The sequence below is a fragment of the Pseudomonas sp. BIGb0164 genome (genome assembly GCF_024810135.1).
In the GTDB taxonomy this organism is placed as follows: domain Bacteria; phylum Pseudomonadota; class Gammaproteobacteria; order Pseudomonadales; family Pseudomonadaceae; genus Aquipseudomonas.
In genome coordinates, this window is record NZ_JANUEA010000012.1 from 301081 (window position 1) to 315886 (window position 14806).

Below are 14806 nucleotides of genomic sequence, written 5' to 3' on the forward strand. Positions count from 1 at the left end.
GGCGCCTGGCGCACCGAACGCGCGAGGCCCTGGGGCCTCGCCATTCCCTTTCTGATGACACCGGACACCCCCTCATGCTGCCTCGTTCCATTGCCATGGGCCTCGGGCTGCTGGGCATGCTCATGGCTGCCCAGGCCACCGCCAGCATTTCATTGAATGCCACCCGCATCGTCTTCGAGGGCGACCACAAGGAAGCCAACATCACCGTGCGCAACGGCAACCAGGACGTACTGATCCAGTCCTGGGTCGACCGCAACGATGCCAGTGGCAGCCGTGCACCATTTGCCGTCACCCCGCCGTTGGCACGGGTGTTTGCCAAGGAACAGCAACTGTTGCGCATCCTGTACGAAGGCAGCGGCATGCCCACTGACCGCGAGTCGGTGGTATGGCTCAACGTGCAGGAAATCCCCAAGGCCAGCACCACCGAGAACACCTTGCAGTTGGCCATCCGCCAACGCATCAAGATTTTTTTCCGCCCTGCCGGCTTGCCGGGCAGCGCGCTGCAGGCCCCGGCCCAACTGGAATGGACGCTGGTCAGACACGGCACACAGACCCTGCTGATCGTGAAAAACCCGACGTTGTACCACGTGTCCATGGCCGACATCAGCGTGCAGGACCACCTGGCCAGCGATTCCACCATGGTCGCCCCGGGGGAAGAAAAACAGTTCCCGCTCAAGGGCCTGACCGCCAGCGGCACGCTGCCGTTGTCGTTCTTGAGCATCAATGACTACGGCGCGCAAACCCCGTACACCGCCACTCTGGCCGGGGGCATCACACACGCCACCGAGTCGCGCCTCAAACCCTGAGCGCTGCTGCTCGCACTTGCTCGCTCATCCGGGATGCCACAGGTCTTCGCATGTCTTTTCTTTCCTGCAACTGGTCCGCGTGTGACGCACTGAAGTTGAAGACGCTGTGGCTGGCGATTGCCGCCAGCCTGCCCGCCTGGGCCATGGCCGACGAGGCCGCGCAAACCTTCAACACCACCTTCCTGCAGGGCTCGCAGTCCCCGGTCGACCTGCAACAGCTGCTGTCGGCCAACAGCGTGTTGCCGGGCACTTACCGGGTAGACCTGTACAGCAACGAAGTGCTGGTGGGCCGGCGCGATATCGACTTCAAGCGCAACCCGCAAAATGACCAGGTGCAAGCCTGCCTGACCCTCGACCTGCTCAAGCAATTGGGCATCGACATGGCCCGCCTTGAGGCCCAAGGCAAACTCGACCCGCAGCACCCACAGGACTGCTACCCACTGGCCGCCCTGATCGAAGACGCCACAGTGCGCTACGACAGCAGCCGCCTGCGCCTGCTTGCGAGCATTCCGCAAGTGGCCATGCAGCGCGGCTTGCGCGGGTACGTCGACCCGCAGCTGTGGGACGATGGCGTACCTGCCGCGTTCATCAACTACCAGCTCAACAGCAGTCGCTCCGCCGGTGACCATGACACACGCGTCGCCAACAACCTGGGCCTGCGCAACGGCATCAACCTGGGGGCCTGGCGCTTGCGCAACGAATCGAACCTCAGCGGTGGCACCGGGCGCAAGAACACCTACACCAGTAACCGCAGCTACGTGCAGCACGACGTGACGGCGATCAAGGGCCAGTTCAGCGCCGGTGAGATTTTTTCCGACACCGACCTGTTCGACAGCGTGCGCTATCGCGGGGTCAAGCTGGCCTCCGACGACGGCATGCGTGCCGACAGCGAGCGCGGCTACGCCCCCGTGATCCGTGGCGTGGCACAGACCAACGCGACGGTGGAAATCCGCCAGAACGACTACATCCTCTACACCGCCAGCGTTGCGCCGGGGCCGTTCGAGATCAACGATATCTACCCCAGCGGCTCCAACGGCGATTTGCAGATCACCGTGATCGAAGCCGACGGCACCCGCCGCGTGACGACGCAGGCGTTTTCCAGCCTGCCGATCATGGTGCGCGAGGGGCAGGTCAAGTACAGCCTCTCGGCGGGTCGCTTCAACAGCAACACCGACGGCCTGGCCACCCCGCGTTTTCTGAGCGGCACCCTGGCCTATGGCTTGACCAGCAACCTTAGCGGCATCGTCGGCGTGCAGGCCAGCGAGGACTACAGCGCCCTGTCCCTCGGCGCCGGCCGCAACACCGCGTTGGGTGCGGTATCGCTGGACGTGACCCATTCATCGAGCAAGGCCCAGGGGCAGACCACCCAGGGCAGCAGCGTGCGTGCGTTGTATGCCAAGACCTTTGCCGGCACCGACACCAATTTCACCCTGGCAGCCTACCGTTACTCCACCGAGGGTTATCGCAGCTTCAACGACCATGTCGAAGACCTCAGCGACAACCTCCGCGTGCGCAGTGGCCATTCAAAAACCCGCACCGACCTGACCATCAACCAGAGCATCGGGCGCCAGCGCGAATTCGGCAGTTTGTATGTGAACGCCAGCGACCAGCGCTACTGGAATCGCGGCGGCTCCCAGAGTTTCTCGGCCGGGTATACGAGCAACTGGGGCAACCTGAGCTACAACCTCGGCGTGACGCGCACCCAGCAGATTGTCACCTGGGGCGAACCGAGCAGTGACACCCAGGTGAACCTGTCCATCTCGTTCCCACTGGGCAGCCAGGCCCGCGCGCCACGGGCATTTGTCACCACCAGCAGCCAGCACGGCGACACCACCACCCAGGCGGGCATCAACGGCTATGTCGCCGACACCAGCGACACGTTCTATTCGGTACAGGCCGGGCACAGCGACACCAGCGGGGATTCCGGTTCGGTGAACATCAACAGCCGCACCTCGGTGGCGGATGTCAGCCTGGGCTATAGCCAGGGCCAGGGCTACAACGCGCAGAACCTCAACCTCGCCGGTTCCGTGGTGGCCCACGGCGGCGGGATCAACCTGGGGCAGACCGTCAGCGAGACCTTTGCACTGGCCGAGGTGGCGGGCATTTCCGGGGCCCGGATCAGCAGCTACAGCGGTGTGGAGACTGGCCGCAACGGCTATGCGGTGATCCCGACGGCCCAACCTTATCGGGTCAACTGGATCAGCCTCGACACCCGGGACTTGGGCGCCGACGTGGAAATCACTAACGCCACCCAGCAGGTGGTGCCGCGCCGAGGGGCCATCGTGGTTGCGCACTACAGCGGAACCACGGGCAGGCGGGTGTTGTTTGAGTTGTTGGATGCGCAGCGTCAGCCATTGGGGTTTGGGGCTTCGTTGGAGGACGCTACGGGCAAGCAGTTGGCGATTGCTGATCCGAATGGGAATGCGTTGGCGTTGGTCGAGCAGGACCAAGGGACGCTGGTGATCAAGTGGGGGGAGCGTAGTTGCACGGCTTCGTATGCGTTGGGGGTGCAGAACAAGGCGTTGAATTATGAGCGGCGGGTGTTGGTGTGTGGGCCTTGATGTGGGGGGTTGGGAGTACATATCCGTTATTGGGGTGATGGCTGATATGGGTTCCGCTCTTACAGCGGGTCACTTTTGAAAAGAGCCCAAAAGTAACCAAAAGGCTCTTGCCCCAACACTCGGCACCTCGCTCACGCTCGGTGTGCCCGTAATCCGACAGTGATTTGGGGGGCCGCCGCCACGCGCCATCCATGGCGCGGGGCGGCTAAACCGGCATCCCTGCCGGTTTACCCCCCAAATCCCTGCCGAATTCCGGCCAGCGTGTTTGACGGGGCGCTTAAGATCAAAATCAAGATCAAAAGCAAGAGCACAGCGGCCTGACAGCCGGCTTGAGTGGTGTAAAGCAAAGGCAAAGACCAACGCGCTCCACCGTGGGAGCTGGCTTGCCTGCGATGGCATCGATTGGGTGTGCCTGATGTACCGAGGTGTTTGCATCGCAGGCAAGCCAGCTCCCACAGTTGACCCGGGCCGACAGTTAGATACTGGTCGGCTACCAGGCCGCCGCGTTTGATTTTGATCTGAGGCGCCCCGTTAAACACGCTGGCCGAACGCAGGCTTGAATCCGTGGGTAACCCGGCAGGACGCCGGGTTAGCCGTCCCGGGCCAAGGATGGCCCATGACGGCGGCCCACGGATTCAAGCCGGAGTGAGGGCATGCCGAGCCTAGGCGAGGCACCGAGTGTTGGGGCAAGAGCCCTTTTGGTTACTTTTGGCTGGGCCGGCATTCCGGGCTCTTTTCCAAAAGTGACCCGCCGTAAGGGCGGAACCATAACCCGCCATCACCTAAATAACGGATATTCACACCGCCCCCCTACGCCACCCGTTCCGAAGCATACCGATTCACCGGCACCGGCAACCCCAAATGCCCCCGCAACGTGCTGTGACTGTACTCACTGCGAAACAACCCCCGCGCCCTCAGCAATGGCAAGACCTGATCGGTAAACCGCGCAAAATCCTCCGGCGCGCCCACATGGATATTGAACCCATCCACCGCCCCCTCCACAAACCAACGCTCAATCTCATCCGCCACGGTTTTGGGCGAACCGACAAAACTGGAAAACGGCTTGGCAAACCGCAACGCCGCCTGACGCAACGTCAACCCCTGCTCACGCGCTACGTGCTTGATGTTTTCGGCATGCCCGCGATACCCATTGCTGCCCAGGTCGCCCAATTCAGGGAACGGCTCATCCAGCGGATATTGGCTGAAGTCGTGGTAGTTGAAGGGCCGCCCCAATTGCACCAAGGCTTTATCCAGGTCCAGCTCGCCATTGCGCTCACGGTCGATGGCCTGGGCCTGCTCATCGGTGTCGGCAATGATCGGCGAAATGCCCGGCAGGATCGTCACGTGATCCGGGTTGCGCCCCGCAGCGGCGGTGCGTTGCTTGATGTCCCGGTAGTACGCCTGGGCGTCTTCGAAATTGCCTACGCCGGCAAAGATGCCCTCAGCATAGTTGGCCGCCAGGCTGCGCCCGGATTCGGAAATGCCCGCCTGGAAAATCACCGGCTGGCCCTGGGCCGAACGGGCAATGTTCAGCGGCCCAGTGACCGAAAAAAACTCGCCGTGGTGGTCGAGGCGATGTTGACGCTGCGGGTCGAGGAACACTCGGGTTTGCTTGTCCCGCACAAAGGCGTCGTCCTCATAGGAATCCCACAGCCCCTGCACCACGTCCAGGTGTTCGGCGGCACGGCGATAGCGCTCGGTATGGTCGATGTGCTGTTCGCGACCAAAGTTGCCAGCGGCGCCTTCAAGGCCCGTGGTGACCACGTTCCAACCGGCGCGGCCGCCGCTGATATGGTCCAGGGAAGCAAACTGGCGCGCCACGTTGAAAGGCTCGGTATAGGACGTCGTCAGCGTCGCCACCAGGCCGATTTTGGAGGTGGCGCCGGCAAGCGCCGAGAGCAGCGTCAAGGGTTCCAGGCGGTTGAGAAAATGCGGGGCTGAATCGGGTGTGATGTAGGGGCTGTCGACGATGAAGACCAGGTCGAACTTGGCGGCTTCCGCCTGTTGTGCCTGGGCGCGATACCAGTCGATATTGACGCTGGCATCACCGGGAATCTGCGGGTGCAGCCATTCGTTCTGTGCGGTGCCGACGCCGGTGAGAATGGCGCCGAACTTGAGTTGCCGAGCAGGGGTGGGCATCAAGGAAGTCCTCCGTGGATGGCAGCGATGCTTGCCGTGGAGAATGACCTTAATGCCCGTGGGTGGCGCTTGTGAAAGGCTTTGTTGATCTATGCTAATTATGAAAAATATTGATTTCTAAACAACATCTTCATCCAATAGCGGCATAACAAAAAGCCACCCGGTTCAACGCCGTGCGCTGACCCCCGACCCATCGTTGGACACGATCACTTCCACGCGACGGTTCAACTGGCGCGACTGTGCGCTCAGGTTATCGGCCACCGGGAACTGCTTGCCGTAGCCGATGACGGCCATGCGCTCGATCCCCACGCCGAGCCGTTGCAGGCCACGGGCGACGGCCTGGGCGCGACGCTCGGACAAGCTCTGGTTGAAGGCATCGCCGCCAGTGCTGTCGGTGAAACCCTCGACACGCACCTGGCGCTCCGGGTTCTGCAACAGGAAGTCGGCCAGTGCCTGGAAGTCGCGCTGGCTGCCGGGCTTCAAGTCGGCCCTGCCGGTATCAAACAGCACATCACCAAAGGTAACCACCTGGCCGCGCTCGGTTGGCTGGGCCTTCATCGCCTGCAACGCCTTGAGCTGCGCGGTGCGCACGTCGAGCTGCACCTGGGTGCGGTCAACTGCGATGTTGTCGAGCTGGGCATCGGTTTGCCGGCTGATGATGGTTTGCTCGGCCACCGCGATTCGTTGTGTCGCCAGGTACGCCAGCTGGTCGATCTTCGGGTCGGTGCGGCTGTGCAGGGACAGTTGGTTGGCGCGGTCCAGCGCGTTGGACGCAATGCGGGTTTCAACCGCCGCCAGGGTGTTGGACGCAGGGTTCTGCTGCAGGGTGGAGAACTGGCTACGGGCTTGCAGCAGTTGCGGGTTTTCCGGTGGGGTGGCGCAACCGACCAGGGCCAGGGTCAGGGCCGACAGAACAGGAATGACGAGAGTGGCACGCATGGGAGGCTCCTCAGTGGGTGGTCGCGGGGGCGTTGAGCATTTCCTGCTTGAGCACCTGGATGCCCTCGCGCGCCTGGTTCAAGACCTGTTGTTTACGCACGGCAGTGGCCTTGGCTTCGGCCAGGTTGGCGTCGACTTCGATCTGCTCGGCCAAGCTGTCGACCAGGACGTAATTTTTTTCGCCGATGGCTTGCTCCATGCGGGCCAGCTTGTCCTGTGCCGTTTTCATCTCAAGCGGTGCGAATTGGGTGGCTTGCGCGGCCAGGGCACGCCCGACCGAATCACGGGCCAGGGTGGTTTTATGCTCGGATGGCGGGGTCGCGGCACAGCCTGCCAGCACACCCGCGACCATCACGGCCCAGGCCGAGCGGCGCAGGCGTTTGCTCACACAGGTCATTTTCATGGTTTGACTCCTAGGCATTTACGGGCCTGATGCCCCCTCGCTTGGGGTCAAGCGAGGGGGCCATCCTAGGAGGTAAAGGTCGAGCAGAAGCGATGAAATCTCCGGCCACAATGTAGGAATTTTCCCAATAAAAACAAAACCCTGTAGTGAGCGGGCTTGCCCCGCGCCGCGGTGTGCCAGACAAGTGTAAGACACCTGACACACCGCAGCGGCGTGTCAGGTAAATTTTAGGTGGCTGACACGCCGCCGCGCGGGGCAAGCCCGCTCACTACAGGTAAAGGGGCGCTTCGGGGTGGTTCAGGAGCTTCTGGCGGCGATGGCTTCGACTTCGACCAAGGCCCCCGGCAACGGCAACGCCACCACTTGCAACGCGGTGCGTGCCGGTTTGTTCGGTTGCTCCGGTGTGCCAAAGAACTGCGTATAGCCGGCCTGCAACCCGGCAAAGTCCAGCTTGCCGCCGGTTTCTTCAGCGCCCACCAGGAACACGCGCAACTGCACGATATCGCCCAGGTCCAGGTCTTGCTGGCGCAGGATCTTGCGCAGCTTGTTGAACACCGACACCGTCTGCACTTCGGTGTTGCCATAGGCTGCCGGCGTACCGGCCGAGGCGTTGGCGTCGTGCAGGTCGGGCAAGGTGCCGCTGACAAAGATCAGGCTGGCCGAGGCCGGGACGGTGACGGTTTGCGAGATCGGGAAGTCGCCGAGGCTGGTCCGTTGAATGCTGTCGCTCATGATGAAGCTCCTTAGGAGGCGGCAAGGGCCGCGATCTGTCGTTGTTGAGTCACGCGTTCGGCCAGTTGCCCGACCACATGGCGTGCCGAGTTGGCCGCCGATTCCTGCCAGATACCCACGCCGCTTTGCACCAGGCCGTCGCCCGCGAAGTACACGCGGCCGTGGCCGGCTTCGAGCAGCGCGCTGGCGTCGGCCGGGAAGTGCTCGCGTTGCAGCCACGGGCCCTCGCTGTAGGGGATCTGTTCCCAGGACACCGCCAACGGGTTGCGCAGGTGTCTGGAATAACCCGGGTGCAGCAGCTCCACTGCCTCCTTGGACGTGGCGTACTGCTTCTCGAACGGTTGCGCACCAAACACATCGGCGCCTTCGCCGGTCACGTAACCGGCAACCAACAAACCTTCGCGGGTATTGAGGTCGTTGCTCGGGTACCACAGCAGCCGCGCCGGGTGTTCGATCCAGGACAGGCCGCCGTAGGTGCGGTAGTCAGTTTCCCAGAAGCGCGGCGACTGCCACGCCACCTTGGTGGCCTCGTCGCTGCGGGTGCTGAGCAGCGCGGCCTTGATCGGGTCGCTGAAGTCGGTGTCGAGCCTGGCCAGCAAGGGCAGCGGCAAGGTCGAGATCAGGTAGTCGGCGCGCACCACCTGTTCGCGCCCGCTGTGTTTGTCGTGATAGGTCACGGCCACGCCGTCATCCATCTGGCGGATCTGGCGCACCTGGGCGCCGAGCTGCACGTGGTCGCGCACCCGTTGATAGAACGCATCAGTGATGCGGTCCATGCCGCCGACCGGTTGGAACATGGTGGCGGAAAACTCCGGGAACTCGGTGTGCAGCAACGCGCCCCACAACTCCGGGTGCAGCAGTTGGTCCAGCGCCAGCGGGCGGCGACTGGCAGGCAACGCACCGGGATGCGCCGGCGACTCCAAATGCCCCGAGCGCAGCGTGCCCTCGAAGACCAGCTCCTGCGACAGGTCGCCATACACCTGCAGGAACGCCAGCAACCGCGTGCGCTCCTCGTGACTCAACACATCATCCAGCGCGTCACGTTGCACCGCCTTGGCCAGCAAGCCAGACACGTGCCCGCGCGCATCGTTGATCGCCTGGCCCACGCTGAACGCGGGCCTGTTCACATCCGGCCGCACCTGGGCGCCATGGCTGCTGTTAACCAGCACTTCCAGCGGCACCCCCAGCTCGCTGCAATAGTCGAGAATCGTGCGGTGCTGGCTGGGGATCCTGGCCGGGCCTGCGTTGAAGTAATGCCCTGGGTCGAACGCAGCGGTCTGGGTGCGGCCGTCCTTGTAGTCCACGCGGTCGCCATGGCGGATTGTCCAGGTGCGACCACCTGCCCGATCACGCGCCTCCAGCACCTGCACGTCGAACCCGGCGCGGGTGAGTTCCAGGGCCGTGACCAGCCCGGCAATCCCGGCGCCCAGCACCAGCACGCGGGTGCCCTGCCCCAGGCTCTCCTTGAGTTTCAGCGGCTGCGGGCGGCGGTGCGAAGACGGCCCCAGGCCCAATACCGCCAATGCATCCTTGACCGCCTTTTCCCCGCCTACCGCAGCGAGGCTCGACAGCGCTTCACGTCGTGTCAGTCCCATGCTCGATACTCCTTAATCCGGCAGGCCCGGTGGGTTGATCAGCGACTTATCGACGCGCTCGATATCCAGGCCCCAGCGTTGCAACACCTGTTCGTATTGGCCGCCGGCAATCGCGCCTTCGAGGGCGGTGTGAATCGGCTTGACCAGGCCGTTGTCCTTGCGCGTGGTCACCGCGATATCGGCTTTCAACGGCCAGCCACCGTTGACCGTGCCGACGAGTTTGATACCGCCGGTGATGGCCGCCGAATAGGCGTACACCGAGTTGGGCCCGAACAACGCATCGCTGCGCCCGGACTGCACCGCCAGTTGCGCGGCGGCCTGGTCGTCGAAGTACTGCAACAGGGCCGGCTTGATGCCGGCCTTTTCATTGGCCTCGTTCCAGGCCAGCAGAACCTTTTCCTGATTGGTGCCGGAGCCGACGATGATCTTCAGCCCGGCAATGTCGGAAGCCTGCTTGATCTCGCTGATCTTGCTGGTGCTCTTCACATAGAACCCGAGCACGTCCTGTCGATACGTGGCGAAGTCAAAGCGCTTCTTGCGCGCCTCGGTCACCGTGACGTTGCTGATCACCGCGTCGTATTTGCCCGAGCTGACGCCCAGGGGCCAGTCTTCCCAGCTGGTCTGCACCACGTTGAGTTGCAGGCCCAGGCTGTCGGCGACCAGTTGCGCGGTGTCGGCCTCGCTGCCGATGGTGGTCTTGTCGTCATTGGCCAACAGCGCCAGGGGCGGCCCGGCCACGCCGGACACGGCCACGGTGAACTTGCCCGGCTGGGCGAACTTGAAGCCCGGCGGAATCTGCGCGATGGCGGCTTCGTTGCGCGGCACGTGGATGCGCGGGCGGTCGGGGCTGAGGTCGACCTGTTGCACGGCCAACGCGGTTTGCGCCGCACTGACGGCAAGCACCAGCAAGGCGATACGGGCAGTAGGGATGAACATGGGCAGTCACTCCTTGAACTAAAGCACTTTGCCGAGAAAGGCGACGGTGCGGGGATGTCGGGGTTGGCGGAAGATCTGTTCGGGCGGGCCTTCTTCGATCAACTGGCCGTCGCAGAGGAACACCACGTGGTCGGCCACCTCGCGGGCAAAACCGATTTCGTGGGTGACGATCACCAGGGTCACGCCCAGTTGGGTCAGGCCCTTGATCACGTCGAGCACCTCGCCCACCAGTTCCGGGTCGAGGGCCGAGGTGGGTTCATCGAACAGCAGCACCTTGGGGTCCAGCGCCAGGGCCCGTGCGATGGCCACGCGCTGCTGTTGGCCACCGGAAAGTTGCCGGGGGTAGGCGTCGACCTTGTCGGCCAGGCCGACCTTGGCCAGCAATTGGGATGCCTTGGCGCGAGCCTCAGATTTGCTCCAGCGTTTGTGGGCCAGGGGCGCTTCGGCGATGTTTTCCCAGGCGGTGAGGTGCGGGAACAGGTTGAAGTTCTGGAACACGAAGCCCACGTCGATGCGACGCTTGAGGATTTCGCGCTCTTTCAGTTCGTACAGCAGGTCACCCTTGCGGCGGTAGCCGACGTATTCACCGTCGATGGTGATGTGGCCGCTGTCGATCTTCTCCAGGTGGTTGATGGTGCGCAGCAAGGTGGACTTGCCCGAGCCTGACGGCCCGAGAATCACCGTGACCTTGCCCGGGTCGATGGTCAGGTCGATGTCTTGCAACACCTGCTGGTTGCCAAAGCGCTTGCCCACGCCCTGGATCTGGATGCGCCCGGCGCGTGCTTCAGCCATGGGTTTTCTCCTTGAGCCAGCCACGGATGCGCTGCAGCGGCGTCGGTGGCAGTACCCGCGCCGTGCCGCGCGCAAAGTAGCGTTCGACGTAGTACTGGGCGCTGGTCAGCACGGTGGTGATGATCAGGTACCACACCGTCGCCACGATCAGCAGCGGGATCACCGCCTGGGTGCGGTTGTAGATAACCTGCACGGTGTAGAACAGCTCCGGCAGGGCCAGCACGTAGACGATGGAGGTGCCCTTGACCAAGCCGATGATCTCGTTGAAACCCGACGGCAAAATCGAGCGCAGCGCCTGGGGCAGGATGATCCGGAAGATGCGTCGCGACGCCGGTAAACCCAGGGCCGCCGCCGCTTCATGCTGGCCAGCATCCACGCCGATCAGGCCGCCACGAATGATCTCCGCTGCGTAGGCCGCCTGCATCAGGCTCAGGCCCAGCACGGCCACGGTGAACTGGCTGAGCACATCCACCGTCGACCACTCGGCGAACACCACTGAGGTGAACGGCACGCCGAGCACGATGTGGTCATACAGGTAGGCAAAGTTGTAGAGGATGATCAGCACCAGCAACGCCGGCATCGAGCGAAAAAACCAGATGTAGCCCCAGGCCAGCGCCGCCAACAGCGGCGAGCCCGACAACCGCGCCAGCGCTAACGCCGTGCCGAGGATCACGCTGAACACCGTACTGAGCAGGGTCAGCAACAGCGTCTGGCCGAGGCCGCGCAACACCGACGGCGAGAAGAACCACTGGCCGAACACGCCCCACTCCCAGCGCGGGTTGGTGGCCAGGGAGTGCACGATGGCCAGCAGCACCAGCGCAGCGAAGATCGACCCCGCCCAGCGCCACGGGTGCCGCGCGGGCACCACGTGCAGGGCCTTGATGGGCGTGGCGACACGCGCCTGGCGAACCGGGCGCACGTCTTCGATCAGGTCATAGGTTTTGGCGACAATGGGCATGTTTTTTCCTCCGCCTTAGAAGGCATAGGTCAAGCGGGTGTAGTAGTACCCACCGGTAAAACCGTAGGGCGAATAGGTGCCGTAGCTGGCGAGCATGGTGCTGCTCGGCACGCCTTGTTTCTTGGGGTATTGGTCGAACAGGTTCTTGGCGCCGATAGCGATGTTCAGGTCTTTGGTGAGGTTGTAGCCAAGGTCCAGGTCCGTGATCCATTTGGCGCTGTAGACCCTATCCAGGCTGCGATCCGCAGAGACGTTGACCTCTTTGTAGGCGCCATAACGGGTCAGGGCCAGGTTGAGGTTGAAGCGGTCGATGCTCCAGTCGCCACCCAGGATCAGCTTGGTTTTTGGTTGCACGTCGGTGATCAGGCCCCGGGCCTGGCGGTCCATCAGGTCATACGAGGTGCCCAGGATCGTCGTGGATTCCTTGTAATTGAGGATTTTGGTCTGGTTCCAGTTGAACGCGGCGGTCCACTTCAGCGAGCCGAACGCGCCGAGGTCCTGGTTGTAGTTGCTGACCAGGTCCAGGCCTTTGGTACGGGTGTCTGCGCCATTGATGAAGTACTGGCCGCCCGAGGTGGAGTTGATGCCGTTGTTCTGCAGCACCTGGGTGACTTCCGGGCCGAGCAAGGTGCCGGTGAGGGTGATGCGGTCACGCAGGTTGATCACATAGGCGTCGGCGGTGAAGTTCAGGCGATCGGTGGGCGTGAGGGTCAAACCCAGGCTGAAGTTGGTGGAGCGTTCGGGCTTGAGGTCCTGCGCCCCCAACGCCTTGGCCGCCGCCGAACCCACCGGCAGCACGCCGTAGTTGATCGACTGATACACCCCGTCCACCACGCCATAGGTGGTGGAGCGCGCACTGAACAGGCTGTTGGCCAGGGACGGCGCGCGGAAGCCATTGCTCACCGTGGCACGCACGGCGAACTGCGGTGTGAAGTCGTAGCGCGTGGTCAGCTTGCCACTGCGGGTGGCACCCACGCCTTCGTTGTAATGCTCATACCGAAAGGCGGTGCCGACGTACCAATCCGGCAGCGGGTTGAAGCCCACGTCGACATAACTGGCGAGGCTGTTGCGCGAGGCGCTGCTTTCTTCATCCGGCGAAATGCCGTTGGTGACCTGGGCGCCGGACGATGCGCAATTGCCCGGTGCCACGCAGTAGCCGCCGTTGGCATAGGACGCATAGTCACCGGCCTGTACCTCATACGTGTCACGCCGATGCTCGAAGCCATAGGACAGGTCGAGGGGCTTTTGCAGGCCGATGTCGAAGCCGCGCTTGAAGTCCAGGTTGGTGGTCAGCTCGGTAGAGATCCAGGTGCCGGAGGTAAAACTGTTCGGCGTGGCCTCGCCCAGGGACGGGTTCTGGTTATGGGTGGTGCCCTGCTCCGCCGCGTTGCGCCCGTAGGTAGTGGACAAGTCCCAGGCCCACTCGCCGACGGTGCCTTTACCGCCGAACGCCGCTTGGAAGTCATCTTCATCGATGTACCAGGTGGGCGTGTACCCCGACGGGTAGCCGTTGGGCCCGGTGGTGATGGTGTTGGTGATGGTCGGCAGGCGGAAGTTCTGCCCCTGCTCGGCCTTGCGCCGTGAATAGGTGGTGAAGGAGTACAGGCTCAGGCTGTCATCGATCGGCAATTCGGCGTTGTAGCCCAGGGTGAGCAAGTTGGTCTTGGGCGTGCCGTAGCCGCCATAGGTCGCCTTGCCCGCCAGGCCATACGCCTGCTCGTAGGTGTAGCCGTTGGCGCTGGCCTTGTTGTCGTCGTTCTGGCTGCGTGCATCCAGGGCCAGTTGCACGATGCCGCCGTTGCCGATTTCAAAGCCCTTGTTGAGGCTTTGCTGCACAGTCTGCTTCTTGCCGTCGTAACCCTGGCCGACGTTGGTCACCGAGGTGCCGCTGGTGTCGGCCTTGAGGATCACGTTGATCACCCCGGCGATGGCATCGGAACCGTACTGGGCGGCAGCGCCATCGCGCAGCACTTCCACGTGGTCGATGGCGCTGATGGGGATCAGGTCCAGATCCGCCGGGGCGGCGCCGGTGTTGATGCCGTTGATATTGAGGGTGGCGCTGGTATGGCGACGCTTACCGTTGACCAGCACCAGCACTTCGGCGGCACTCAGGCCGCGCAGGTTGGGTGCGCGGGCGATGCCACTGGCGTCCCAACCGGTTTTTTCCGGCAGGGTCAGCGAGGGGATCACGGCGCTGAGGGCTTCCATCAGGCCGGGCTTGCCGGTGTTCTGTAGTTGTTTGGCGCTGACCACGTCGATCGGCACCGGGCTGCTGGTGACGGTGCGTTGTTCGGCGCCTCGGTTGCCGGTAACCACGACGGTGGAGAGGGTGCTGTCGTCCTGGGCCTGTGCTGGGTTGGCCAGCAGGGCCAGGGCGAATACGGCGGTGGGTTGTAGGGCTCGCTTCATATCCATTCCTGCAGGTTCAAATCGCGAAGTCGGGCAGGCACGCGGTCGTGCGCGGTGCTCGGCGTTTTTGGGGGTGTTGCGGCGATTTGGGGCTAGGTGTGGAGCGCGTGCGGGGTTTGGATCGACAACATACGTTGAACTCCCTTCCAACGATTCTGCTGCGGGGTGGTTAGCCGGTTATGGGCGCAGAATCCGAATCACGATGGGTACCATCCGAGGTCAGGGGTAGGCTGTTGAGTTCAAACATAACGGAATGGGTTTTGAAAATATAATGCTATTTGGGCATAAGCTAATATTCTTGAATTTCATTATCTGATTGTATTTTTATTCGCATAATTGATGTTTTTAGGTTGGGGACATATCCGTTTCTTCGGTAACGGCCGCCTATGGTTCCGCTCTTACAGCGGCTCACTTTTGGAAAGAGCCCAAAAGTAAGCAAAAGGCTCTTGCCCCAACACTCGGCACCTCGCTCACGCTCGGTGTGCCCGTAATCCGACAGTGATTTGGGGGGCCGCCGCCACGCGCCATCCATGGCG

Annotated in this window: 11 protein-coding genes and 1 pseudogene; 2 read left to right on the forward strand and 10 right to left on the reverse strand. The window is 63.0% G+C overall.

Going from position 1 to position 14806, the window contains the following annotated elements:
• Positions 1-74: 74 nt before the first annotated feature.
• Both M2394_RS28435 and M2394_RS28440 read left to right on the forward strand, forming a co-directional pair.
• Complete coding sequence (locus tag M2394_RS28435) at positions 75-806, forward strand: molecular chaperone (protein WP_178923085.1); 732 nt, start codon at positions 75-77, stop codon at positions 804-806.
• A 50-nt stretch (positions 807-856) separates the two neighbouring features.
• Positions 857-3367 carry a fimbria/pilus outer membrane usher protein gene (locus tag M2394_RS28440; protein ID WP_405046587.1) on the forward strand — a complete coding sequence of 837 codons (2511 nt, stop codon included), beginning with the start codon at positions 857-859 and terminating at the stop codon, positions 3365-3367.
• An 810-nt stretch (positions 3368-4177) separates the two neighbouring features.
• On the opposite strand, the gene M2394_RS28445 is transcribed toward M2394_RS28440, so the two are convergent.
• From M2394_RS28445 to M2394_RS28490, 10 genes and pseudogenes are all read right to left on the reverse strand, one after another.
• Positions 4178-5506 carry an LLM class flavin-dependent oxidoreductase gene (locus M2394_RS28445; protein WP_259175473.1) on the reverse strand — a complete coding sequence of 443 codons (1329 nt, stop codon included), beginning with the start codon at positions 5504-5506 and terminating at the stop codon, positions 4178-4180.
• A 165-nt stretch (positions 5507-5671) separates the two neighbouring features.
• Positions 5672-6445, reverse strand: coding sequence for an OmpA family protein (locus M2394_RS28450; protein ID WP_259175475.1), 774 nt, complete (start codon positions 6443-6445; stop codon positions 5672-5674).
• A gap of 10 nt (positions 6446-6455) precedes the next feature.
• Entirely contained in the window at positions 6456-6848 is a 393-nt protein-coding gene (locus M2394_RS28455; protein ID WP_259175476.1) for a DUF4398 domain-containing protein, read from the reverse strand.
• A gap of 297 nt (positions 6849-7145) precedes the next feature.
• Entirely contained in the window at positions 7146-7580 is a 435-nt protein-coding gene (locus M2394_RS28460; protein ID WP_259175477.1) for a RidA family protein, read from the reverse strand.
• An 11-nt stretch (positions 7581-7591) separates the two neighbouring features.
• Complete coding sequence (locus tag M2394_RS28465) at positions 7592-9175, reverse strand: FAD-dependent oxidoreductase (protein WP_259175479.1); 1584 nt, start codon at positions 9173-9175, stop codon at positions 7592-7594.
• Between the two features lie 12 nt (positions 9176-9187).
• Positions 9188-10111 (reverse strand): ABC transporter substrate-binding protein, encoded by a 924-nt coding sequence (locus tag M2394_RS28470; RefSeq protein ID WP_259175480.1) that lies wholly within the window; start codon positions 10109-10111, stop codon positions 9188-9190.
• An 18-nt stretch (positions 10112-10129) separates the two neighbouring features.
• Positions 10130-10903 (reverse strand): amino acid ABC transporter ATP-binding protein, encoded by a 774-nt coding sequence (locus tag M2394_RS28475; protein WP_178925928.1) that lies wholly within the window; start codon positions 10901-10903, stop codon positions 10130-10132.
• Positions 10896-11861 carry an amino acid ABC transporter permease gene (locus M2394_RS28480; RefSeq protein ID WP_178925927.1) on the reverse strand — a complete coding sequence of 322 codons (966 nt, stop codon included), beginning with the start codon at positions 11859-11861 and terminating at the stop codon, positions 10896-10898. Before M2394_RS28480 ends, M2394_RS28475 begins: the two co-directional genes overlap by 8 nt.
• A 15-nt stretch (positions 11862-11876) precedes the next feature.
• The gene (locus tag M2394_RS28485; protein WP_259175481.1) at positions 11877-14270 is read right to left on the reverse strand and encodes a TonB-dependent siderophore receptor; all 2394 of its coding nucleotides are present in this window, start codon (positions 14268-14270) and stop codon (positions 11877-11879) included.
• Between the two features lie 289 nt (positions 14271-14559).
• A pseudogene (locus M2394_RS28490) lies at positions 14560-14806 on the reverse strand (hypothetical protein); the annotation flags it as partial.

What these genes read in the sequence shown, in the direction of transcription:
- M2394_RS28435 (WP_178923085.1), top strand. Translation starts at nt 75, where the DNA reads ATGCTGCCTCGTTCCATTGCCATGGGCCTCGGGCTGCTGGGCATGCTC.
- M2394_RS28440 (WP_405046587.1), top strand. Translation starts at nt 857, where the DNA reads ATGTCTTTTCTTTCCTGCAACTGGTCCGCGTGTGACGCACTGAAGTTG.
- M2394_RS28445 (WP_259175473.1), bottom strand. Translation starts at nt 5,506, where the DNA reads ATGCCCACCCCTGCTCGGCAACTCAAGTTCGGCGCCATTCTCACCGGC.
- M2394_RS28450 (WP_259175475.1), bottom strand. Translation starts at nt 6,445, where the DNA reads ATGCGTGCCACTCTCGTCATTCCTGTTCTGTCGGCCCTGACCCTGGCC.
- M2394_RS28455 (WP_259175476.1), bottom strand. Translation starts at nt 6,848, where the DNA reads ATGAAAATGACCTGTGTGAGCAAACGCCTGCGCCGCTCGGCCTGGGCC.
- M2394_RS28460 (WP_259175477.1), bottom strand. Translation starts at nt 7,580, where the DNA reads ATGAGCGACAGCATTCAACGGACCAGCCTCGGCGACTTCCCGATCTCG.
- M2394_RS28465 (WP_259175479.1), bottom strand. Translation starts at nt 9,175, where the DNA reads ATGGGACTGACACGACGTGAAGCGCTGTCGAGCCTCGCTGCGGTAGGC.
- M2394_RS28470 (WP_259175480.1), bottom strand. Translation starts at nt 10,111, where the DNA reads ATGTTCATCCCTACTGCCCGTATCGCCTTGCTGGTGCTTGCCGTCAGT.
- M2394_RS28475 (WP_178925928.1), bottom strand. Translation starts at nt 10,903, where the DNA reads ATGGCTGAAGCACGCGCCGGGCGCATCCAGATCCAGGGCGTGGGCAAG.
- M2394_RS28480 (WP_178925927.1), bottom strand. Translation starts at nt 11,861, where the DNA reads ATGCCCATTGTCGCCAAAACCTATGACCTGATCGAAGACGTGCGCCCG.
- M2394_RS28485 (WP_259175481.1), bottom strand. Translation starts at nt 14,270, where the DNA reads ATGAAGCGAGCCCTACAACCCACCGCCGTATTCGCCCTGGCCCTGCTG.